The 22906-nt window shown below is 54.2% G+C and carries 21 protein-coding genes; 8 read left to right on the top strand and 13 right to left on the bottom strand.

All coding sequences use genetic code 11. The annotated features are described in order from the left end of the window. Positions 1-12: 12 nt before the first annotated feature. A complete protein-coding gene (locus tag AC6I77_RS18185; RefSeq protein ID WP_008926325.1) occupies positions 13-357 on the top strand; it encodes a hypothetical protein in 345 nt (114 codons plus the stop codon). A gap of 167 nt (positions 358-524) precedes the next feature. Continuing rightward, on the top strand, positions 525-1457 hold the full coding sequence (locus tag AC6I77_RS18180) for an alpha/beta hydrolase (RefSeq protein ID WP_003852102.1): 933 nt from the start codon (positions 525-527) through the stop codon (positions 1455-1457). A 117-nt stretch (positions 1458-1574) separates the two neighbouring features. Here AC6I77_RS18180 and AC6I77_RS18175 read toward each other — a convergent pair whose 3' ends face one another. The 7 genes from AC6I77_RS18175 to AC6I77_RS18145 form a co-directional block, all read right to left on the bottom strand. Beyond that, a complete protein-coding gene (locus AC6I77_RS18175) occupies positions 1575-2654 on the bottom strand; it encodes a porin (protein WP_052250662.1) in 1080 nt (359 codons plus the stop codon). 197 nt (positions 2655-2851) lie between these two features. After that, positions 2852-3598 carry a glycerophosphodiester phosphodiesterase family protein gene (locus AC6I77_RS18170; protein ID WP_003852105.1) on the bottom strand — a complete coding sequence of 249 codons (747 nt, stop codon included), beginning with the start codon at positions 3596-3598 and terminating at the stop codon, positions 2852-2854. A 37-nt stretch (positions 3599-3635) separates the two neighbouring features. After that, the gene (locus tag AC6I77_RS18165; RefSeq protein ID WP_497817192.1) at positions 3636-4739 is read right to left on the bottom strand and encodes an extracellular solute-binding protein; all 1104 of its coding nucleotides are present in this window, start codon (positions 4737-4739) and stop codon (positions 3636-3638) included. Positions 4740-4770: 31 nt separating this feature from the next. Then, positions 4771-5607 carry an ABC transporter permease gene (locus AC6I77_RS18160; RefSeq protein ID WP_187513126.1) on the bottom strand — a complete coding sequence of 279 codons (837 nt, stop codon included), beginning with the start codon at positions 5605-5607 and terminating at the stop codon, positions 4771-4773. Then, complete coding sequence (locus AC6I77_RS18155; protein ID WP_497817191.1) at positions 5604-6473, bottom strand: ABC transporter permease; 870 nt, start codon at positions 6471-6473, stop codon at positions 5604-5606. Before AC6I77_RS18155 ends, AC6I77_RS18160 begins: the two co-directional genes overlap by 4 nt. Next, entirely contained in the window at positions 6470-7606 is a 1137-nt protein-coding gene (locus tag AC6I77_RS18150; protein ID WP_050556837.1) for an ABC transporter ATP-binding protein, read from the bottom strand. Before AC6I77_RS18150 ends, AC6I77_RS18155 begins: the two co-directional genes overlap by 4 nt. Before the next feature lie 255 nt (positions 7607-7861). Beyond that, a complete protein-coding gene (locus AC6I77_RS18145; RefSeq protein WP_497817190.1) occupies positions 7862-8635 on the bottom strand; it encodes an inositol monophosphatase family protein in 774 nt (257 codons plus the stop codon). 300 nt (positions 8636-8935) lie between these two features. Here AC6I77_RS18145 and AC6I77_RS18140 point away from each other — a divergent pair, with 300 nt between their 5' ends. Further along, a complete protein-coding gene (locus tag AC6I77_RS18140) occupies positions 8936-10066 on the top strand; it encodes an ROK family transcriptional regulator (protein WP_008926319.1) in 1131 nt (376 codons plus the stop codon). A 57-nt stretch (positions 10067-10123) separates the two neighbouring features. Here the strand turns inward: AC6I77_RS18140 and gorA are convergent, their stop codons facing one another. Then, positions 10124-11476, bottom strand: coding sequence for a glutathione-disulfide reductase (gene gorA, locus AC6I77_RS18135; RefSeq protein ID WP_008926318.1), 1353 nt, complete (start codon positions 11474-11476; stop codon positions 10124-10126). A 128-nt stretch (positions 11477-11604) separates the two neighbouring features. On the opposite strand from gorA, the gene rnz reads away from it, so the two are divergent. Beyond that, positions 11605-12516, top strand: coding sequence for a ribonuclease Z (gene rnz / locus AC6I77_RS18130; RefSeq protein ID WP_497817189.1), 912 nt, complete (start codon positions 11605-11607; stop codon positions 12514-12516). Here the strand turns inward: rnz and AC6I77_RS18125 are convergent. Both AC6I77_RS18125 and AC6I77_RS18120 read right to left on the bottom strand, forming a co-directional pair. Beyond that, a complete protein-coding gene (locus AC6I77_RS18125) occupies positions 12513-13331 on the bottom strand; it encodes a CPBP family intramembrane glutamic endopeptidase (RefSeq protein ID WP_039661156.1) in 819 nt (272 codons plus the stop codon). The two genes, rnz and AC6I77_RS18125, sit on opposite strands and share 4 nt — an antisense overlap. A gap of 6 nt (positions 13332-13337) precedes the next feature. Then, positions 13338-14180 carry a 23S rRNA (adenine(2030)-N(6))-methyltransferase RlmJ gene (locus tag AC6I77_RS18120; protein ID WP_078805112.1) on the bottom strand — a complete coding sequence of 281 codons (843 nt, stop codon included), beginning with the start codon at positions 14178-14180 and terminating at the stop codon, positions 13338-13340. 430 nt (positions 14181-14610) lie between these two features. Here AC6I77_RS18120 and prlC point away from each other — a divergent pair, with 430 nt between their 5' ends. Together prlC and rsmJ are read left to right on the top strand one after the other, a co-directional pair. Further along, the gene (gene prlC, locus AC6I77_RS18115) at positions 14611-16653 is read left to right on the top strand and encodes an oligopeptidase A (protein ID WP_497817188.1); all 2043 of its coding nucleotides are present in this window, start codon (positions 14611-14613) and stop codon (positions 16651-16653) included. An 8-nt stretch (positions 16654-16661) separates the two neighbouring features. Then, a complete protein-coding gene (gene rsmJ, locus AC6I77_RS18110; protein WP_003852121.1) occupies positions 16662-17408 on the top strand; it encodes a 16S rRNA (guanine(1516)-N(2))-methyltransferase RsmJ in 747 nt (248 codons plus the stop codon). Between the two features lie 56 nt (positions 17409-17464). Here the strand turns inward: rsmJ and uspA are convergent, their stop codons facing one another. Further along, complete coding sequence (gene uspA / locus AC6I77_RS18105) at positions 17465-17902, bottom strand: universal stress protein UspA (protein ID WP_003852123.1); 438 nt, start codon at positions 17900-17902, stop codon at positions 17465-17467. A 414-nt stretch (positions 17903-18316) separates the two neighbouring features. Here uspA and uspB point away from each other — a divergent pair, with 414 nt between their 5' ends. Then, a complete protein-coding gene (uspB, locus tag AC6I77_RS18100) occupies positions 18317-18652 on the top strand; it encodes a universal stress protein UspB (RefSeq protein WP_003852126.1) in 336 nt (111 codons plus the stop codon). A gap of 37 nt (positions 18653-18689) precedes the next feature. Here the strand turns inward: uspB and pitA are convergent, their stop codons facing one another. Continuing rightward, positions 18690-20192 (bottom strand): inorganic phosphate transporter PitA, encoded by a 1503-nt coding sequence (gene pitA / locus AC6I77_RS18095; RefSeq protein WP_497817230.1) that lies wholly within the window; start codon positions 20190-20192, stop codon positions 18690-18692. A 242-nt stretch (positions 20193-20434) separates the two neighbouring features. Here pitA and AC6I77_RS18090 point away from each other — a divergent pair, with 242 nt between their 5' ends. After that, positions 20435-21619, top strand: coding sequence for a BaiN/RdsA family NAD(P)/FAD-dependent oxidoreductase (locus tag AC6I77_RS18090; protein WP_072040370.1), 1185 nt, complete (start codon positions 20435-20437; stop codon positions 21617-21619). A gap of 7 nt (positions 21620-21626) precedes the next feature. On the opposite strand, the gene AC6I77_RS18085 is transcribed toward AC6I77_RS18090, so the two are convergent. Next, positions 21627-22613, bottom strand: coding sequence for an aldo/keto reductase (locus tag AC6I77_RS18085; RefSeq protein WP_008926310.1), 987 nt, complete (start codon positions 22611-22613; stop codon positions 21627-21629). Positions 22614-22906 lie beyond the last annotated feature (293 nt).

Genomic DNA, 22906 nt, shown 5'->3' with positions numbered 1-22906 from the left:
CAGGAGTTAAGAATGAAAGTAACTCAGATAGTGCTGCTGAGTATCCTCGCCACCGGCAGCGCGCTGGCGGCGGATGACACTGACACTGAGCAGAATGTTTACGCCAGTCAGTTATGCCACATCGTCAGCGGCGAGAAAAAGGTCGCCACTGCAGATCATTACGTTGAGCAGATGAAATCGACCGTGGCGGGCGGCCAGTCACCGTCGGCGATGAATCAGCCCGAATTCGACGAAGAGTCTGCGCGTGAAGTGGCCAGTGCCTGGCTGCAACTGGGGGACGATGAGCGTGCCAAACTGCGCGTCAACGAACAGCAGTGTGAACAGGCCGTGATGGCGCAGTTCCAGCAGGAAGATTAACCAGACGGAATGAAATAAAACGCGCCTGCCGGGCGCGTTTTTTTATGGCTTTTCAGGGGCTGTTGCGTACATAATCGCCAGCCAGTGCACCAGACTTGCATTTGTTCATACTTCTTTAGCCTACCGCAACGGTTTGCTGACATTTCGGGCTTCACACAACAGGCATTATGATTACGCGTCGACGCTTTATTCTCGGCACGGGAGCGCTCGGGCTCTCCATGACCACCGGCAAATTATTTGCCCGCGATGACATTATTCCCCTCTGGCCGGATGATCCGCCCGGCGGCGGCGGCCCATCCGGCCAGTTAAATATTAACAGCACCGGTTCCTGGTCAAATATCGTCAGTCCGGCCATTCAGCGCTTTAAACCGGAAAACCCCAATGGTGAAGCCGTATTAATCGCTGCAGGCGGCGGTTATCGCTGGATCGGTATGGGCCGCGAAGCCTGGCCGGTGGCGCGCTGGCTCAATGCCAGTGGCTATACCGCCTATGTGCTCAGCTACCGGTTGCCGCATGAGAAGTGGCAGGCGGGACGGCTGGCACCGCTGCAGGATGCGCAGCGTGCCATCCGGCTGGTGCGATCTTTTGAGCGCAAAGTGCATGCACTGGGCTTCTCGGCAGGTGGACATCTGCTGGGATTGGCGGCAGCGCGGCCAGATTTTGCATCGTATCCGGCCATCGATCCGCTGGATGAAGTGGTGCCGAAAGTCGACAGTGTTGGCCTGATCTATCCGGTTATTACCCTGGAAGCGCCTTATCAGCACACTAATACCCATCTGATGATGGTCGGCAAAAATGCCACGCCGCAGGATGAGGCGAACTGGTCAGTGCAGAACTATGTCACCCGGCAATATCCGCCCACGTTTCTGGCGCAGGCCGAGGACGATCACACCTCAAATCCGTTTAACACCGAGCTGATGCGCGACACCTGTCGCCGCAACCGCGTGCCGGTTGAGCTGATTCAAATCAGCAAAGGCGGACATGGATTTGGTCTTGGCAAGGCGGGCACGCCCGCGGCGTTATGGGATCAGGCGTATGTTAAGTGGCTGGAAAACCTCCGTCAGGTTGCATACCTGGGCATGCACGACTCATCCCTGTAACCCTTCCCCTTGCGACTGACGTAAAAAAAGCCGGCATTCGCCGGCCTCGCGACAGTAGCGATTTTCAGGATTGAAGCGACACAGGTTAAAGCTTGTGTGCAGGCAGAGGCCGCCTGATTAAAACTGATAGGTCAGGCCCATAGCGATACTGTCTTTCGTCGAAATGCCGGTGGCACGCGTAAAGTCGTTTTCCTTCAGCAGGTTAATGCGATAGTCCACGTAGGTCAGCATGTTCTTGTTGAAATAGTAATAGGTGCCCACCGCAATATATTTCTGCATCGTCTGACTGCCCCCGGCAAAATTTCCTGCGCCCTGCAGGTTTTCGCCACGCTGCGTGACAAAACCGACTGAAGGGCGCAAACCGTTCAGGAACTGGTACTGCGCAATTGCCTCAACGTTATGGGTTTTGTCAGCGACCTGTGCCAGCTGTCCATAAGGCGTAACGTCACTGGCTTCGCCATACATGGCGGCCAGATAGATCTGGCTGGCATCATATTTTGCAGAGGTTACCCAGGCGGTGGCATCGTCTCCCTGACCGTCAGCTTGCTGAGTCAGCGTCCGTTTTGCTTTCATCCCTGCCGCCGCAATGCTCAGTCCATCGGTAATGTTGTAAGTCAGGCCAGCACCGTAACCATCCCCGTTAGCCAGTCTGGCGGTTGCGCGGTCATTTTTCCCTTGATACTGCAGGGTTAGATTTAATCCACCCCACTCCGGAGAGTGCCAGGTCGCGAGGCCGGTTGAGCGTTTTGACAGGAAGTTATCGTTAGTGGTCATGGTGCCGGAACCGTAGACCGGTGCCATATCCGTATAGGCGGAGGCGGTATACAGTACCCCAAAGCTACGGCCATAATCGAACGAGCCGAAGTCGACCATTTTCAGACCTGCAAAGCCTAAACGTGTGGCATTCCCCGTTTGCGCGTCGCTACCGCCTTCACTGTGATTCAGCTGGAAATTGTATTCCCATTGACCATAACCGGTAAGCTGATCATTAATTTGCGTCTCACCTTTAAAACCCAGGCGTGCATAAGAGTTGTCGCCATCTTCTGCAATATTATCTGAGAAAACATGGCGCGCATCGACTTTACCGTACAGGTCGAGCTTATTTCCATCTTTATTATAAATTCCAGCGGAGCATGCAGAGAATGAGACCATAAAAAACATTGCATACGGCGCGGCTGTTTTTATTTTATTGTGCATATCATCTGCCCTTTTCAGTTAGCTGAAGCATGAGGAGGTTACCGCTCAGGACGGTATTTATTTCAATCTCACATTCGTATTGTTTAATCGCTAAATCATGAAATGGTGATATCGGCCATAAAGGTTATGGCCATTTTTTATAATGACTTTCCCTGGTGTTATTACATTCTGGTAGCGTATTTCCTGGTGATTTTTTATTAAAAGGCTAAGTCAGGTATATCGCTTAATACGGTTTGCGCGCCCGCATCAATATATTTTCGGGCAAGAACCGGGTCATTGATCGTGGCAATCGCGAATTCAATACCTGAACGGGCCAGTCGCGCCAGGTCTTCGTCTGTCGCGAAGTCACCCAGGAAATGCAGGATCTGGCAACCTGTTCTGGCGAGAAGCGCCGCGGGGTCTTTCGGCGGGACGCAAACCGCCAGCCCGCGGGGTACGTCAGGCATAAGCCGTGCGGCAACCTGCAGCGAAATCTCAGAAAAACTGCTGATGAATAATTTCTTCTCGCTTGCTGGCCACAGTGATTTCAACTGAGCGATCGCAATCTCCGCCGTCTCCACTTCCTGCCCGGAGGTGGGTTTGATTTCCAGTTGTAGCCCGACGCCTTTATCCAGTACAAAGCCGACTGTTTCAGCCAGTGTAGGCACTTTCACGCCCCTGAAAAGGTGGCCGTAACATACGCCAGCCTCCAGCGACCGGATCTCATCCAGGGTCAGATTCGCCACATAGCCTTTGCCATTCGTTGTCCTGTTTACGGAATCGTCATGAATAATGACCGGGTGCATATCTTTGGTGAGTTTGACATCCACCTCTATCCACGTTGCGCCGTGTTCCACCGCCGCCAGAAACGAAGGTAGCGTGTTTTCCGGTGCCAGTAGCGGTGCTCCCCGATGGGCAATCAGACGGGAGTTCACTACACGTGCAGGGTGTTTTTGGGTCGACATTATTGGCGTTACCTTCTGTTAGGGTTATATCGCAGGTCTACCTGAGCAAAACCTGGTTAGAAAATTCGGTTCTGACTTCATCACCCAGCGGTTTAGGCATGAACTGGGTGCCATGGATACGCTCTTTGCTGTTAATCAGTCCGGCATCACGATTTACGTCTTTGTTTTGAGGCGTAATGCCATAAACCTGCTGAAACAGCCGTTGGGTGGTGGGCAGCGTCAGCCAGTGGATAAACAGCAACGCTGCCGCTTTATGGGGGGCGTTTACAGGTATCGCCACCATATTTCCGCCGCCGGGCATGCCGAAATTGGGGATATAGAGCCGGATCGTTTTCGGGACTTCACCGTGGTTTTCTAATCCCACCAGATAATCTTCCCAGGCGGGGACCAGCAGGAATTCACCGCTGACCAGCCGGGTGACGCTGTCGGCGTTGGAGGCCGTAATGATGTAGTTGGGGCGCTGCTGTTTGAACCAGTTCCAGGCCGGCTGCAGAGCCGTCAGGCTTTTTAGATCCGCATCGCCTTTCGTGAAATCAAAACCCGGTACCCGTGTGCGCGTCACCGATTCAATAAAGGCCGGGCCGGATCCGCCGTTTTCAACGTTGAAGCCAAACTCCTGACGATGACGCTGCAGAAAGGCCGTAATCTGCGGCAATGTTCGCGGTAACTCACTTTCTTTCAGGCGGCGCGAATCGTAGGCCAGACCGGTCTGGTTGCCCCAAAATGCCACGCCATAGCCTTTACTGTCCGTTCCCTCAATGGTGTAGTTCAGGGTTTTGCCTGCCGGCAGCAGTGTATTAATCGGGCCAAAAAACGTTTTCTGAGGTGATACGGTCCCGAATGCCCCGCCGCCAATCGAAAACAGATCAATGTCACCCGTATCCCGTCCCCGGTCTGCCATGAGTTTATTAATATTACCCTGTAGTGTGCCTTCAGACAGGGTAACGTTAATACCGTACTGTTTTTCAAACAGGCTGACCTGCTCTTTTAAACGGTCCTGGTAATACCATTGATACCAGGTTAATTCCCCTTCTTTTTTCGCCTGTTCGACAATCTGTTCCCAGTTCATCGTAGTTAAATCCTGAGCCTGGCTACAGAAAGCCCCGGCCAGCAATAATATTGCAGCAACGAATCTGAACATATGTTTCCCCAATAACGCGAATTAAAGACTGTCAGCCTTTTCCTGCAAAGGCGGCGACAGGATTTCTTGTCAGTAATTTTTCTGCAATCAGCATTAAAATGACATTTGGCACAACCAGCATTAAAGAAATGACCGCCGCATTGGGTCGAATAAAGTTATAACCCAGATAAGAATAGAGAATGGCCGGGACGGTAATAAAATCGGGTGAGCCAACAATGAAACTTATGGCGAACTCTTCTATTGATAACGTAAAAACAATAATTAGTGCGGCAAATATTCCCGGCCTGATGGTGGGCAGGCAGGCGACTAAAAAACGGTTTATCACCGAAGCGCCCATATCCCGTGCCGCATCAAGCGTGTCCTGGCGTATCTGCGAACACGACAGGGTGAGAATGCGCACGGCATAAGGCATCAGGATAATAATATGCCCCAGCAAAATGCCGCCTAACCGGCTGTGAATGCCCGCCACGTTAAGCAACATGGAAAAAAACAGTGCCACGACAAAGCCCGGAACGATAAGCGGCAATAAGATCGCATTCTGTAAAAAATGTTTGCCCGTAAACGACATTCTGCCAAACGCCCACGCGGCAGGCAGAGACAGCATCAGCGTGCAGACCGAGACGGTTGCCGCCAGTAAATAGCTGTTCCTGAGCGCCTGCGGTAACGCGGTCGTGGTCCAGACTTCCACCCAACGGCCCAGTGAGACAACCGGCGGCAGCGCATCTGGCCATGCCCACGGATGGGTTTTATCGACCAGTGACCACAGGACGGTCAACATAAAGGGAATGACCAGCCACAGCATAAACAGGGCGGTGATAATGATCATCATGACGATTCGCAGCGGGGATAAGGTCTCTCTGGCTTTCATGATCGCTGTTCTCCGGCTTGTTGTAGCCACTTCGCCAGGGCGGCAAGCACGACTGCACCGACAAAAGCCGCCAGCATTAAAATCACGGCGACAACCGCGGCAAGATTCCAGCCCTGGGCGCTGATTTCGGGGAAGCGCAGCATGTATTGCGAAAGAGAGAACACGCTGGTCGGCCCCGCAACGACCTGGAATGAAAAGTCACCTAATGCACCGATGAAAATCAGCACCAGCGACACCTGAACGGACTTGATAGATAAAGGCAGAATGATCTGTAACAGCCGGGCAGCTCTGCCGGCACCCAAATCCCGCGCGGCATTAAAAATTTCGTCACCAATCGCGCGCAGGCTGCCGGTAATAATCAGCAGCGCATAGGGAAGCTGTTTCCAGACCTGCAAAATAATCACGCCCGTTCCCCAGCGGTCATTTTGCATCCTGATGGGGTGAGAGATGATCCCCAGTTTAAGTAACCCCAGGTTAATAAAACCCTGCCACGAAATCAGATTGATAAACAGCAGCGCGGCAACCAGTCCGTGCACCATCAGCGGGGCTTTAAGCAAACCGCCCATCAGCATTGAGCCGGGAAAGGGTTTTCTCAGCCACAGTGCCAGCGGGAGCGCCAGCGCGACGGACAGAACGGCACTGATGACGCCAATTTTGAGTGAATAGTCTGTCGCGCGCCAAAGCTGACTGTCGTTCAGGATGGTTTGCCAGTACTGAAGTGTGAAATGCGCCGGCGCGCCAAAATTAAACAGACCAACGGACTGCGCCAGCGCCATGATGACAATCAGCACCAGCGTCAGCACGACCGGCGCGACGGCAGGCAAAACCAGCAGCCAGCTAAGCCTGTTGCGGTTGCGCATTTTCATGAACAGCTTTCCTGTAAAAAACGGATTCTGTCTGGCGCAATGGAGAAGTTAACCCGATCACCTTCCTGTATGGTGTTTTTGCCGACTAACTGGATACACCACTGATAGTCTGTTTCTTCATGCCCAATCGGATGAACCTGGAGTTCAGAAATATTGCCAAGAAAACTCACGGCACCGATCTCAAAAGCCCGGGTGTTTTTCCCCGTATCCTGTTCGCTCAGCAGGGCATCCTCAGGACGCCAGAAGGTATAGACCTTGTCCGAGACGGGCGGCTGGTGACTGTGTATTTCCATTTCGCCCATGACACACGCAATACGATAAATACCGCTGCTGCTATCTCCGTCCAGTACGCGGGCTTCCATCACGTTAGCCTGACCGACAAAACCGGCGACAAAGCGGTTTATCGGGGAATAATAGATCTCATCCGGCGTACCGATTTGTTCGATCTTTCCGGCATTCATGACCACCACAACGTCAGACATCGACAGGGCTTCTGCACGGTCATGGGTAACATAAATGGCGGTAAATCCATGGGAGCGCTGAAGCTGTCTGATCTCCAGTCGTACCTTGTCCCGTAATTTGGCATCCAGATTTGACAGCGGCTCATCAAACAACACGATTTCCGGACGCACGGCCAGCGCTCTGGCAAGCGCCACGCGCTGCTGCTGACCGCCGGATAACTGCGCCGGCAGTTTAGGCAAATGCGCATTGAGTGATACCTGAGCAGCGGTCTGCGCTACGCGATCGTGAATATCCGTTTTTGCCATCTTCATCTGCCTGAGGCCAAAACCGATATTTTCAGCAACGGAAAGGTGAGGAAAAAGCGCATAGGACTGAAAGCACATCGCCGTGTCGCGATGTTCAGGTTTGACATGATGCATGTCCTGCTGGTGGATCAGTACTTCGCCACTATCAAGACTGTAAAAGCCGGCAATGACTTTAAGCAGCGTGGTTTTGCCACAGCCAGAGGGGCCAAGCAGGGAAACAAATTGCCCTTTTTTGGCCTGCAGTGAAATGCCGTTCAGCGCGACAAAATCGTCAAATGTCAGCATGGCATTGTGGATTTCTAGCGTGTTCACGTGGTCTGCTCCGTCATAAAATGCCAGGGATTTCTTAATTAATGCGATGCGCATAATAATCAGGCGTAGTGAATTTAAGCAATTTCAGAGAGGTTAAGAATTTATTAAGTTTTTAAAACCTATATTTAACAGGTTAATGTAAGGTTTATTTGAAATCGTATGTTTAACGCGCTAATTATTTTAATGCATTATGATTAATATTAAGTTCAGAGGGTTAAGATGCTCTGGCAGAGCGCGCACAGCGGGCAGGGCAGCGGGGAGACGCTGTCCTGAAATGCAGTGATAAGGTAAGTCCGGGGCAATGCGTGGTCAGGCAGGCGTAAATCGAGGATAAGGGATAAACCGGGCAGAAAGGCGGTTCATTTCGGGCGTGCCGACACTCACATGTGTGCTGCTTTTTTCCTGTGTGCCGGCAAGATGCGCATCCAGTCCCGCCGCTTTACAGAGGGCATAGCCCGCAGAAACGTCCCACATGCTGCTAAAACATTCCTGATAACCGTCGACGTAACCCAGCACGCTAAAGGTTAAACCGACGGTGGCACAGCGATAGCGCACAACATTCCAGCCGTCGTCCCGATAGGCCTTTTCAATACAGAGCTGATGGGTGAAATCCCATGATGGACTGTCGCCAATCGCCACGGTTTTAAGCCCCCCGGCGATCACAGGCCGTTCAAAGGGTTCACCATTCACATAAACACCTCTCTCTTTGCCGCCGCTCAGCATGAGGTTTAAAACGGGATGGACGATCACGCCCATAACCGGCTCGCCATCCTGCACATAGCCAACAGAAATCCCCCACAATGACGAGCCGCGCAGGAAGTTACTGGTCCCATCAATAGGATCAACAGACCAGTAGCTGGCGCTGAGCTCACCGCCATACTCTTCACCGATAACAGGATCCTGTGGGAAATGATCTCCCAGACGCTGCCGGATCAGATTTTCCACTTCCCGATCGGCTTCACTGAAGACATCCTGCGGCCTTTTTTCGCAGACCTCTAATTCACTCAGCTGTCTGAAATAGTCCAGAGCCAAAAGTGAAGCCTCTTGTGCGATACGTTCAGCAACCTTTAAGCGCGTTTCCATTGTTTACCTGATGCATAAAAAGAAGCGTGTGTATGGAGGCAAAACCCAGTGCACAGCGAAAATACCCATCCGGACATCAGGCTCGCTTTTAATATAATGCTCACTGCATGATATTAGAGTGTCTCTCTGCTATGTTTCACTATTATGATGCTTTTATGATCGCGATAAGCAGGGCAGGAGAGGCTGAAAATCAGCACATTTTACGAAAACATAAAGGCAGGGCCCTTTACTATTCGTCATGCATAAAAGCATGCTAGGGTATTAACAGAACCCATTATTAAATATGGTGAGGACAACGCTGTGGTTCATGGATATTCCGCTGGTCATGATGTCGAACTTAATCGCAGTGAAAAACTCATTCTGGAGCTTGTCCGCCGTAACGATGGCATTTCCCGCTCCTCACTGGTTTCGCAAACCATTTTGAATCAGTCATCTGTTCACCGTATTGTTGATACGCTGACCGAAAATGGCTTTCTCAGCCTGGGGGAATCGCCGTCCCAGGGAAGAGGCAAGCCCAGCCCGTCGTTATCACTGAATGCGAATGCACGTTATGGTTACGGTATCTCTATTAACTCAGACAGTGTTGCCGCCAGCCTGATTAATTTCCGGGGCGGTATTACAGAATACTGCGTACTGGATACGCATCCGCGCGACCCTGCCCGTACCTTACTCAATATCAAACATCACTATCTGGATACCTTAAAACAATACGATATTTCGCCAGAAAAAGTCTGTGGTGTGGGATACAGCATGGCGGGCTTTCTTTATGATTCCCGAAAGTATTTCAATCCGCCTGAACCTTTAAAAAACTGGATGGGTATCGATCTGCGTCGTGAAATTACCATGTTATTTGATCGACCGGTATGGATTGAAAATAACGCCACGACGGCGGCGCACGCTGAAGCCTTTTTAGGCGCCGGGCTGAAATACGATACGTTTGGTTATCTCTCTTTTAATTATGGATTCGGCGGTGGCATCGTGATTAACGGTAAACCGTTCCAGGGTGCATTTGGTAATGCGGGGGAGATCAGCCGTATTTTTACGCCGGAAGAGGGCAAGCTGCGGCCGGCTCTGGGGATCCTGATCGATCGGTTACGTCACGGCGGTATTGAAATTAAAGATATTCGCGATCTCAATCATAAATTCGATCCGGCCTGGCCGATTGCGCAACAGTGGGTAGAAGAGGTAACGCCAAACCTGCATCGGGCAATGGATGCCATGAATGCGGTGATCGATCCCGCGGCCATTATATTAGGAGGCGAAATTCCCCGTAAGCTGGGCGAAATGTTCTTAGCCATGCCGCGGACGTGTTCGGGTAAACGCTGGGACATTTCTGCGGAATATCCGGATATTCTGCTAAGCGCCATTGAGGGAGACAGTTCGGCACTGGGCGCGGCACTGACGCCGTTGCGGGAAACCTATTTTAATTAAGGCCGTTACCCGCAGAACAACGTTTCAGCGGGTAACGGATGCGCATGAGGTGAGTTACTAGCGCATTGTCACAAACTCTTCCGCTGCGGTCGGGTGGATCGCCACGGTGTTATCGAAGTCTTTCTTGGTCGCACCCATTTTCAGTGCCACGGCGAAGCCCTGCAGCATCTCATCCATGCCGAATCCGATGCCGTGAATACCAACAATCTTCTCATCGGCACCCACACAGACCAGCTTCATGCGGCACGGCTGGCGATGCTGGGTGACCGCGGTGTACATAGCGGTGAACGACGATTTGTAGACCTTCACCTGGTCATCGCCATACTGTTCGCGCGCCTGTGGCTCAGTCAGTCCCACGGTACCAATCGGTGGATGGCTGAATACAACGGTCGGAATATTGCTGTAATCCAGATGCTCGTCCGGTTTGTTGTTAAACAGACGCTCAGAGAGACGACGGCCAGCGGCAACCGCCACCGGTGTCAGCTCAACCGCACCGGTGTTGTCACCCACAGCATAAATGCCTGAGACATTGGTGTTCTGAAACTTGTCGACATTGATATAGCCTTTGTCGTTCAGCGCCACGCCCGCAGCTTCGATGTTGAGGTTATCGTTGGCTGGCTCACGGCCAATCGCCCAGACCAGACAATCGACAATATATTCACTGCCGTTTTCCAGCTGCAGCGTCAGGCTGCCATCGCTGTTTTTAATCACGGCTTTTGGAATGGATTCGGTGTGCAGCGCCGGGCCTTCCGTGTTCATCACTTCGACCAGCGTCTCGGTAAGCAGCGGATCGAAGCTGCGCAGTGGTGCATGTTTACGCACGAACAGGTGGGTTTCTGAGCCCAGCGCATTTACCACGCCGGCCAGCTCGACCGCGATGTAGCCCGCGCCGATCACGGCGGTGCGTTTTGGCAGGGCATCCAGCTCAAAGAAACCGTCGGAATCAATGCCGTACTCCGCACCCGGAATATTGGGGTGAACCGGACGACCGCCGGTGGCGATCAGAATATGGTTAGCCGTAATAATCTCGCCGTTAACTTCAACGCTGTGCGCATCGACAAAGCGGGCAAAGCCTTTGATCACTTCAACCTTGTTCTTACCCAGCACGTTGTCGTAAGAGTTATGGATGCGGTCGATGTAGGCGCTGCGGTTTTTCACCAGTGTGGCCCAGTCGAAGCGATTCACCGTGGTGTCAAAGCCATAATCCGGCCCGTAGAGATGGATAGCTTCGGCGATTTGTGCAGCGTGCCACATGATTTTTTTCGGCACGCAACCCACGTTTACGCAGGTGCCGCCCAGCTCTTTTGCTTCAATCAGGGCACATTTCTGGCCATACATAGCTGCACGGTTAATTGAGGCGATGCCGCCGCTGCCGCCGCCAATGGCGAGATAGTCGAAATGTCGGGTCATTGAAGTATCCATCCGGTTGCATAAAAAATTGGGGTTGAGTGTAACGCTGGAGGTCGAAATGACGCAAAGTTTGCGCCTATGATTGTAATAGGGTTCTGTTTTTTCACTCGCTTACAGGGAAGCATACCATGCACCTTACTTTTCTTGGCACCGGCGGCGGTGCTCCCAGCCTGCAACGTAACGTGACCTCCATTGCTTTTACCCGCGCACTGAGTGGTGAAACCTGGCTGTTTGACTGCGGGGAAGGCACGCAATTACAGTTTATGCGCTCGAGCCTGAAACCGGGCAAGCTGGACAAGATTTTTATCACCCATCTGCATGGCGATCATATTTTCGGGCTGCCGGGATTACTCACCAGCCGGTCGATGGCCGGACTGACCTCACCGATGACGGTCTATGGCCCTAAAGGATTAAAGACCTTTGTTGAGACGGCGCTGTCGATCAGTGGCTCCTATACCGACTATCCGCTGAGCCTTGTTGAGATTGAGGCGGGCTGGACGCTGGATGACGGTGAGTTTCGTATCAGTGCCTGGCCGCTGAGCCATCCGGTGGCGTGTTTTGGCTATCGCATTGAACAGCACGACAAACCCGGCCTGCTGGATGCCGTGCGGCTCAAAGCGGAAGGCGTGCCCCGTGGCCCGTGGTTCCAGCAGCTGAAGCAGGGGGAATGTGTGACGCTGGAAGATGGGCGGGTAATCAACGGCGCTGACTACCTTGGCCCGGCGACACCCGGCAAAAAGCTGGCCATCTTTGGCGATACCGCACCGACCGACGTCGCGTTGCAACTGGCGGCGGATGTTGACCTGATGGTGCATGAAACCACGCTGGAGGCGGCGATGATGGAGAAAGCCAACGGACGCGGGCACTCCACCACCCTGCAGGCCGCCGACGTGGCAAAACGCGCCGGGGCAAAGCGACTGATCGCCACCCATTTCAGCTCCCGCTATCTGGCAAAGGACATGAGCCGCCTGCTGGCGGAGTGCCAGACGATTTTCCCCCGCACCGAGCTGGCCTCGGATCTGGCCGTATTCACTGTTTAGTGATGCAGTGCCGGATAGGTAAAGAAAAGCAGATGGGTGAGGTTAAGGGCAAAGTGCAGGGCGGTCGCCAGCCATAACCGGCCGCTCCAGTGCCACGCCAGACCGTAAATCAGCCCGGCCAGGGAGGCGAATACCACCAGCAGTACGCCGCCCTGGATATGTGCCAGCCCAAACAGCAGCGAGCAGATCAGCAGCGCGGGCATCGCTCCCAGCGCCACTCTCAGCCGCTGTTGCAGATAGCCCCGGAACAGCGCCTCTTCGGCCAGCGAGACAAAGAACAGATTCGCCAGCATAAACGCGGGCAGCCATGGTGGATTGTGAAGCTCAAATGCCAGGCCACCCAGCAGCACGGCACTACACAGCAGCAGCGGCACGGCGGCGATTAACGTCAGTGCGGCAATCCACGGATAACGCGGCGGGCAGGCACGAGCGCGGAACAGCGTCGGCAGGCAGGCCAGCAGCACAAAGGGGATCAGCGCTTTATCGGCGTTGAAGGAGAAACTGAACGGCAGGCTCCGGGCACCCGTCTGCACCTCATCGACCTGGAGGGGATTGTTAAAGCCAGGGAAAAGATGGAGAAACAAGCCCAGCGAAATCAGCACCAGTAGCGCCTCGCTCAGGATTTGCTGGCGGGAACGGATCGGGTCAAAGCGGCGCAGCGCGACCAGTGCGGCGATCCCGCCCAGCAGCGGCAAGACCGGCCAGGTCAGAACCTGATGATAAAATCCCAGCAGCGCGACGAGCGCTAACAGCAGTAGCGCCAGCCGCCGGGCGGGTTGCAGGGCGCCCAGCGCACCTGCCAGCAGAATCCACATGAGGACTTATTCAGGAACGATCTGATTTACCGCATAGTGACCCGTTCCGGTCGGAACCAGTTTCTGGTGCAGCCACGGCAACAGGGTATTCATCTGATCGGCCAGCTTCCACGGTGGGTTAATCACGATCATGCCAGAGGCCGTCATGCCGCGCTGATCGCTGTCCGGACGGGCCGCCAGTTCGATCTGCAGAATATTGCGGATGCCGGTTGCTTCCAGGTCGCGCAGCATGTGTTTGATCTGCTGGCGTAACACCACCGGATACCACAGTGCAAAGACGCCGGTGCCAAAGCGTTTATGGCCTTCCTGAATGCCTTTCACTACCGCCTGGTAGTCGCTTTTCATCTCATACGGCGGATCAATCAACACCAGCCCGCGACGCGACGGCGGTGGCAGCTTCGATTTTAACTGCTGATAACCGTCGGCACGATCGACGCGCGCGCGGTTATCTTTGCTGAATTCGTTACGCAGCAGCGGATAGTCGCTGGAGTGCAGCTCAGTGAGTTGCAGCTTGTCATCTTCACGCAGCAGATGACGGGCGATCAGCGGCGAGCCGGGATAGTAGCGCAGCGTGCCACTGCGGTTCAGCGCACGAATCGCATCAAAATAGGGCTGCAACAATTCAGGCGCATCGGGCTGCTGCCAGATACGTGAGATGCCTTCCAGATATTCACCGGTACGCTCGGCGTGCTCGCCGCTCAGCTGGTAGCGACCTGCGCCTGCATGGGTATCCAGGTAGAAAAACGGTTTCTCTTTCTCTTTCAGCGCCGTGATGATCAGGCTCAGAACGGTGTGCTTCAGCACGTCGGCGTGGTTGCCAGCATGGAAGCTATGGCGATAACTCAGCATTGTTTATCCTGTTGAATGTATAAGGTTTTAATTGATGAAAAATCAATTTATACCAATTATTACCCCACGTATTACCCACAGAACGACGCACAGCAACCGACGCAGGAAAAGCATGAGAATCGGCGATTATATCAGGGATGACCCGCTGATGGGCCAGAAGCGTGATAACAAATCGGGATTGCAGAGTGCGGTTCAGGGTGACGAGCTGAGTTTGCGGTTTTCAGGCGGGTAAACCGGCCGCAAAATCTGCCCGGCGCGCCCGCCAGGATTTCAGGCATCAGACAAAAGCAGGCATCTTCCGTGCGATCATCCGCGCGTTTCTTCCCCACCTCATCCTGGCTGCCATTGATTTTCGCTACACTAAGCCGCATGTTACTTAGATTGCGTTGCGCGACCCGCTGCGCCCCATACATCTCTAAAGGACTGCGCTATGACCAATCCGCTACTGACATCTTTTACGCTTCCCCCTTTTTCTGCCATCCAGCCTGAACATGTTGTTCCTGCCGTGACGGAAGTGCTGAGCCAATGCCGCGCAGAAGTCGAAAAAGTTGTGGCGCAGGGTGCGCCCTATACCTGGGATAATCTGGTTCAGCCGCTGGCGGAAACCGACGATCGTCTGAGCCGCATTTTTTCACCGGTCAGCCATCTGAATGCGGTAAAAAACAGCCCGGAACTGCGTGAAGCCTATGAGCAGACATTGCCGCTGCTCTCTGAATACAGCACCTGGGTCGGTCAGCATGAAGGCCTCTATCAGGCGTACCGCAATCTCAAAGAGGGTGATCAGTACGCGGCTCTGGATCTGGCGCAGAAGAAAGCGGTCGATAACGCCCTGCGTGATTTTGAACTCTCCGGTATTGGCCTGCCAAAAGATAAACAGCAACGCTATGGCGAAATCGCCGCGCGTCTCTCGGAGCTGGGTTCGGCTTACAGCAACAATGTGCTTGATGCCACCATGGGCTGGAGCAAGCTGATCACCGATGAAAGTGAACTGGCCGGTATGCCGGAAAGCGCCATGGCGGCAGCGAAAGCCCAGGCTGAAGCCAAAGAGCAGGACGGCTGGCTGCTGACGCTGGATATCCCAAGCTATCTGCCGGTCATGACCTACTGCGACAACGCGGCGCTGCGTGAAGAGATGTATCGCGCCTATGCAACGCGCGCCTCCGATCAGGGTCCGAATGCCGGTAAGTGGGATAACGGACCTATCATGGCGGAAGAGCTGGCGCTGCGTCACGAGCTGGCACAGCTGCTGGGCTTCGACTCCTACGCCGATAAATCACTGGCGACCAAAATGGCGCAAAGCCCGTCTCAGGTGATCGACTTCCTGAATGACCTGGCTGAACGCGCCCGTCCGCAGGGTGAAAAAGAGCTGGAGCAACTGCGCGCCTTCGCCCAAAAAGAGCATGGCGTCACTGAACTGAATCCGTGGGATCTTACCTATTACGGCGAAAAGCAGAAGCAGCATCTCTATACCATCAGCGATGAGCAACTGCGTCCTTACTTCCCGGAAGAGCGTGCGGTCGCCGGTCTGTTTGAAGTGGTTAAACGCATTTATGGCATCAGCGCGAAGCAGCGTACCGACGTTGAGGTTTACCATCCGGACGTGAAGTTCTTCGATCTGTTCGATGAAACCGGCGAACTGCGCGGCAGCTTCTATCTCGATCTCTACGCCCGCGAGCACAAACGTGGCGGGGCGTGGATGGATGACTGCGTGGGCCAGATGCGTAAAGCCGATGGCAGCCTGCAGAAGCCGGTCGCTTACCTGACCTGTAACTTTAACCGCCCGGTGAAAGGCAAACCTGCGCTGTTCACCCATGACGAAGTGATTACTCTGTTCCATGAGTTTGGTCATGGCCTGCACCACATGCTGACCCGCATCGAAGCGCCTGGCGTTTCCGGTATCAGCGGTGTGCCATGGGATGCGGTCGAACTGCCAAGCCAGTTTATGGAAAACTGGTGCTGGGAACCGGATGCGCTGGCGTTTATCTCGGGTCACTTTGAGACTGGCGAACCGCTGCCGAAAGAACTGCTGGATAAAATGCTGGCGGCGAAGAATTACCAGGCCGCGCTGTTTATCCTGCGTCAGCTGGAGTTCGGCCTGTTCGATTTCCGTCTGCACACCGAGTTTAATCCGGAGAAGGGCGCGCAGATTCTGGAAACCCTGCGCGAAGTGAAAAGCCGCGTTGCGGTCGTTCCGAGTCCGGAATGGGGCCGTTTCCCGCACGCCTTCAGCCACATCTTTGCCGGTGGCTATGCGGCGGGCTACTACAGCTATCTGTGGGCAGACGTGCTGGCGGCGGATGCTTACTCCCGCTTCGAAGAAGAGGGCATCTTCAACCGTGAAACCGGTCAATCCTTCCTGGATAACATCCTGACGCGTGGCGGTTCTGAAGAGCCGATGGAGCTGTTCAAACGCTTCCGCGGTCGTGAACCGCAGCTCGATGCGATGCTGGAACACTACGGCATTCAGGGATAAGTCAGTTTGTGAAAATCTGTTTGCTCGATGAATCAGGCGCCGGAGACGGCGCCTTATCACGTTTAGCGCAGCGCTGGCAGCTGGAGCACGATGAAGATGCGCTGCTGGCGCTGGTGCAGACCTCAACGCACCTGGAACTGCGTAAACGTGATGAGCCTAAGCTGGGCGGTATTTTTGTTGATTTCGTCACCGGCGCAATGGCGCATCGCCGTCGTTTCGGCGGTGGACGCGGCGAAGCTGTCGCCAAAGCGGTGGGTATTAAAGGCGGTTATCTGCCGGATGTGGTGGATGCGACGGCAGGACTGGGGCGTGATGCGTTTGTGCTGGCGGCGCTCGGCTGCCGGGTGCGGATGCTGGAACGTCATCCGGTGGTGGCTGCCCTGCTTGAAGATGGATTACAGCGCGGTTATCAGGATGCGGAAATTGGCCCCTGGCTGCGCGATCGTCTGACGCTGATTCATGCGGCCAGCGCGCAGGCCCTGGGCGATATTACGCCGCAGCCAGATGTGGTCTATCTCGATCCGATGTATCCCCATCGCCAGAAAAGTGCACTGGTGAAAAAGGAGATGCGGGTGTTTCAGTCGCTGGTCGGGCCGGATGAAGATGCGGATGCGTTACTGGAACCGGCTCGTCGACTGGCGAAAAAGCGTATTGTGGTCAAACGACCAGACTATGCACCGCCGCTGGCGGGTGTCGTGACACAGGCGGCTGTGGTCACCAAAAGCCATCGCTTTGATATCTATCCCCCGCTCTGAACGTATAAAAAAAGCCGGCGTCGCGCCGGCTTTATTCATTTCGTTAAGCGTCTGAATTACGCCTCGTCTTCATCGCGCAACGGCACAATCAGCATGTCGATATGCACGGTATTGATCAACTGACGGGCTGAGGACATCAGCTTGCTCCAGAAATCCTGATGATGACCACACACCACCAGGTCAACGTCATATTTCTTGATGGCATCAACCAGAACCTGGCCGAGGTCACCACTGCCGCTCAGTGTCTCACTGATCGGATAGCCCGCCGCATCGGACAACCCTTTCAGTGCGGCATGCGTCTCTTCAGAAATACGCTTCTGCATATCCCCTAAGTTGACATCAATCAGGCCGGTATAGAGGTCAGAATAATTCACATCAACGTGAATCAGGGAAATTCTGGCATCGTAGGGACGCGCCAGCGAGACAGCCTTATCCACCAGCAACTGGCTTTCGGGAGAAAGGTCTACTGCAATCAGGATGTGTTTATAAGCCATGATAAAACTCCTTTCACGAGATTAAGGATGGCATCCGGTGTTCCTGCCGCGTCACAGCTTAGCGAAGTCCCTTGCGCGAGCGGGCGATGAGCGCCACCAAAGTGTCAACCTGCGTTGCAGGTGATGATGTTGTTATAGTCTGAGTATAGCCTTCTCTCATTGTAAATGCTGCTGTTGCCGTCTGGCTTATGAATAAGATCAAGGCTATGCCAGATTTACTCGCGCTGAACGAAAATCATCGTTGGAAAAAATGTAAAGAATTCTCCTACACTGAGAAAAGGCGGTCCGGTTCGCAGCCGCTCAGGGGGTCGAAAATTTTCGCAGTCCGGAGATTCAGTGGCTGGTTTTTTCTGCAGGCGGATTCAGTGCCAGACACTGAGTCTGTTGCTGCGATTCCAGCTGGGAGGGGGGAATATGATCAGCACTATTGCGCTTTTCTGGGCTCTTTGTGTGGTGTGTATCGTGAATATGGCACGCTATTTTTCATCGCTGCGCGCGCTACTGGCGGTATTACGGGGTTGTGATCCACTGCTGTATCAGTATGTCGATGGGGCGGGGTTTTTCACCTCTCACGGTCAGCCGAGTAAACAGGTGCGGCTGGTCACTTATATCTGGGCAAAACGCTATCTTGATCACCACGACGATGAGTTTATCCGGCGCTGTGAACGGGTGCGGGGACAGTTTGTTCTGACCAGTGCGCTGTGTGGGCTGGTGGTTATCAGTCTGGTGGCGCTGGCGATCTGGCATTAAAAAAGGGCGACTTGCGTCGCCCTTTTGTCAGCTGGCATCACACCAGTTTCAAGGCAATCCAGTAGAGCGAACCTGACAGCAGAATACAAACCGGCAGGGTGAAGATCCACGCCATGGCGATGTTCTTGATAGTCCGGCTCTGCAATCCGCCACCGTCGACCAGCATGGTACCGGCCACCGATGAAGAGAGGATATGCGTGGTAGAGACGGGCATGCCGGTATAGCTGGCAATACCAATCGACAGCGCTGCTGTCACCTGGGCTGACATTCCCTGCGCATAGGTCATGCCTTTTTTACCAATCTTCTCACCGATGGTGGTGGCAACACGACGCCAGCCAATCATGGTACCGGTGCCCAGCGCCAGCGCCACGGCCAAAATAATCCAGATAGGCGCGTACTCGATGGTGCCAAGCAGGTCACTTTTCAGCTTATTGAGGAAGCGTTTGTCATCTGGCGTAGTTTCCTGCAGACGGGCCGCTTTATCGGCGGTGTCTGAGATACACAGCAGCAGACGACGCATCTGACCACGCTGATCAACGGTCAGCTGATCGTAGCTCTGCAGATTATTCAGCAACACCTGCGCACGCTGTACTGCCTGCAGTGCTCGCGCGCTGTCACAGTGAAACTCCTGCGGGCTGGTTGCCGGTACTTCTTCCGGTGTTGGCAACTTAGGCGGTGCCATCTGGATGATATGTGTCAGTGACGCGTTGTGCTGCTGGTAATACTGTTCCAGATGGTTGACGGCATCGCGGGTGCGCGTGATGTCATAACCGGAGGCATTCATATTCACGACGAAACCAGCCGGCGCCACGCCAATCAGGACCAGCATGATCAGGCCAATGCCCTTCTGACCGTCATTCGCACCGTGCGAATAGCTCACGCCAATTGCCGAAACAATCAGGGCGATACGGGTCCAGAACGGCGGCTTTTTCTTGCCGTCGATCTTTTCGCGGTCAGCAGGCGTCATATGAATACGCGCACGCTTTTTAGTATTACTCCAGTAGCGACGCAGAATAAAGATTAACCCGCCCGCCATCACCAGGCCGACAATCGGCGACAGGATCAGAGAAAGGAAGATGTTCAGGACTTTCGGAATGTTGAGTGCATCAACCACCGAGGTTCCGCTCATCAGGGCGTTGGTCAGACCGATACCGATAATCGCGCCGATCAGTGTATGGGAGCTGGAGGCCGGCAGACCGAGATACCAGGTGCCGAGGTTCCAGATAATCGCCGCCAGCAGCATAGAAAACACCATGGCGAGACCGTGAGCCGATCCAACATTCAGCAACAGATCGGTGGGAAGCATATGAACAATAGCGTAGGCAACACTCAATCCACCGAGTAGTACGCCAAGGAAGTTGAATACACCCGCCATAACCACAGCAAGCTGGGCACGCATGGCACGCGTATAGATGACCGTCGCAACTGCGTTGGCCGTGTCGTGGAAACCGTTGATTGCTTCGTAAAACAATACAAACAGCAGGGCAAGAACCAATAACAGGCTAGTACTGAGGTCTAGACCAGCAAACAGATGTAGCATAAACGTTACGCCATTTTTGGAGGACATGAACGCGGCGCATTATCCGCGACAACGTGCTGTATGGGAAAGGAAAATATAGCGCTAATTTAACCTTTCTTCGCAGAGCGAACGGGTTACTCAGTGAAAAAGGGTTAGATATTAGTCAGATACAATATGACACATTTACGGCAATTTTTTGACGCTGGCGTCCGGGTGAGCAGATCACTACAATCTGCGCCTTTCCAGTTAAGTGAGTGAACGCAGTGGAACAGTTTGACGTTATCATCATTGGTGCCGGAGCCGCAGGGCTGTTCTGTGCCGCCCAGGCCGGGCAGCGCGGACTGAGCGTGTTACTGCTGGATAACGGCAAAAAGCCAGGCCGCAAGATTCTGATGTCGGGCGGTGGCCGCTGCAACTTCACCAATCTCTACACTGAACCGGCGGCGTATCTGTCGCACAATCCTCATTTCTGTAAATCCGCGCTGGCGCGTTATACCCAGTGGGATTTTATCGATCTGGTTAATCGCCACGGTATCGCCTGGCATGAAAAAACCCTGGGCCAGCTCTTCTGTGATGACTCTGCTCAGCAAATTGTCGATCTGCTGCTGGCCGAATGTGACAAGGGCAATGTCACCCTGCGACTGCGCAGTGAAGTGCTCAGTGTTGAGCGCGATGAAAGCGGCTACACCCTGCAACTCAACGGCAGTACGGTTCAGGCGAAGAAGCTGGTGATTGCCAGTGGTGGTCTGTCGATGCCAGGCCTGGGTGCCACGCCGTTTGGCTACAAAATTGCAGAGCAATTTGGTCTGAATGTGTATCCGACCCGGGCGGCTCTGGTGCCCTTTACGCTGCATAAGCCACTGCTGGAACAATTACAGACGCTCTCAGGCGTTGCGCTGGACACCACCATCGATGCGCAGGATGGTACCCGCTTTAAAGAGGCGATGCTGTTCACTCACCGTGGGCTCTCCGGCCCCGCGGTACTGCAAATCTCCAGCTACTGGCTGCCCGGCGAATTCGTCACCATCGACCTGTTACCCGCTACGCCGCTTGAGGCGTTTCTGACGGCGCAGCGTGAAGCGCATCCGAATCTCAGCCTGAAAAACAGTCTGGCGAAAATCCTGCCGAAGCGTCTGGTGGAAGTATTGCAGGCACTCAAAGTGGTGCCGGATATCACCCTGAAACAGCTCAACAGCAAACAGCAAACTGAACTGGCGCAGACGCTGCATGCCTGGCGCATTCAGCCAAACGGCACCGAGGGGTATCGCACAGCTGAAGTGACACTGGGCGGCGTAGACACCACGCAGCTCTCCTCGAAAACCATGGAGGCGCGCGCGGTGCCGGGGCTGTACTTTATTGGTGAAGTGGCCGATGTCACCGGCTGGCTGGGGGGATATAACTTCCAGTGGGCCTGGAGTTCCGCCTGGGCGTGCGCCCAGGCGTTGTAACGCGCATTTACCAGCGCTGATGCACGTGCGGCGCAATCTTCTCCTGATAGATCTGCTTCAGCGCCGCCATCGTATCCTCAGAGAGTGCACCGACGTCGCTGGCGCGGGCATTGGCTTCAGCCTGCTCACGATTTTTCGCGCCAGGAATGACCACGCTGACATCTTCGTTCATCAGGATCCAGCGCAGTGCAAACATCGCCATGGTGGTGTCGCCCGTAACAAAGCGGCGAATCTCCTCCACCGCCTCCAGTGCCACCTCATAAGGCACACCGGAGAAGGTCTCGCCTTTATCGAACGCTTCGCCATTACGGTTAAAGGTGCGATGGTCGTCAGCGGCAAACACGCTGTCGGCGCGCATTTTGCCGGTCAGCAGGCCTGAAGCCAGCGGCACACGGGCAATGATCGCCACATCACGGCGTTTCGCTTCACGCAACAGCAGTTCCGCGGGACGCTGACGGAAAATGTTGTAAATCAGCTGAATCGACGAGACGTTTGGAAATGCCAGCGCTTTCAGGCCTTCCTCGACTTTCTCAACGGAGACGCCGTAGTGACGGATTTTTCCGGCGGCGACCATCTCATCCATCACCGCAAACACGTCCGGGTTGTAGTAGACCTCCGTCGGTGGGCAATGCAGCTGCACCAGATCCAGCGTGTCGGTCTGCAGATTTTCCCGTGAGCGATCGATAAAGGCGTTGAGGTTTTCGGCGTTGTAGCCCTCAGCCACGTGCGGTGACAGACGACGCCCCAGCTTGGTGGCCACAAACGGGCGTTCACCGCCGCGCTGATTCAGCACCTCTGCAATAATTTTTTCGGAGCGGCCATCGCCATAGACATCGGCAGTATCAATAAAGGTGATGCCTGCATCCAGCGCAGCATTCAGCGCGGCTTTGGCATCCTCCATGCTCACTTCTCCCCAGGTTCCGCCAATGGCCCATGCGCCAAAGCCAATTTCAGAGACGCGCTGACCGGTACGGCCCAGTGTTCGTTGTTTCATGCAAACCTTCCTCGATGCGTTTCAGACAGGGTGACAGAAAAGGGCTAACCATTGAGCTTAGCCTTTTCCGCCGGTGAGGTGAGCCAGCGTTATTGCAGACCAGACGAGTCTGGACAGGATGTTTTTGACGGCAGGCTGCTGGTTACGTTGAAGATTTCTGCGGAAATCGGCTTTAAACAGGCGATTGCCGCTTCGCTAATTTATTGATTTTAAGAAATTTCACCCGAAATTAAACAGGCGAGAGTGTCGATTCGGTCACATACTTCACTTTTCAGGCCAACAATGGGATCGCT

This window comes from Pantoea sp. X-Soil-ISGK-259 (assembly GCF_059730705.1).
Note: the sequence above shows the minus strand (reverse complement) of the source record. Positions and strands in the feature narration are given on the sequence as shown.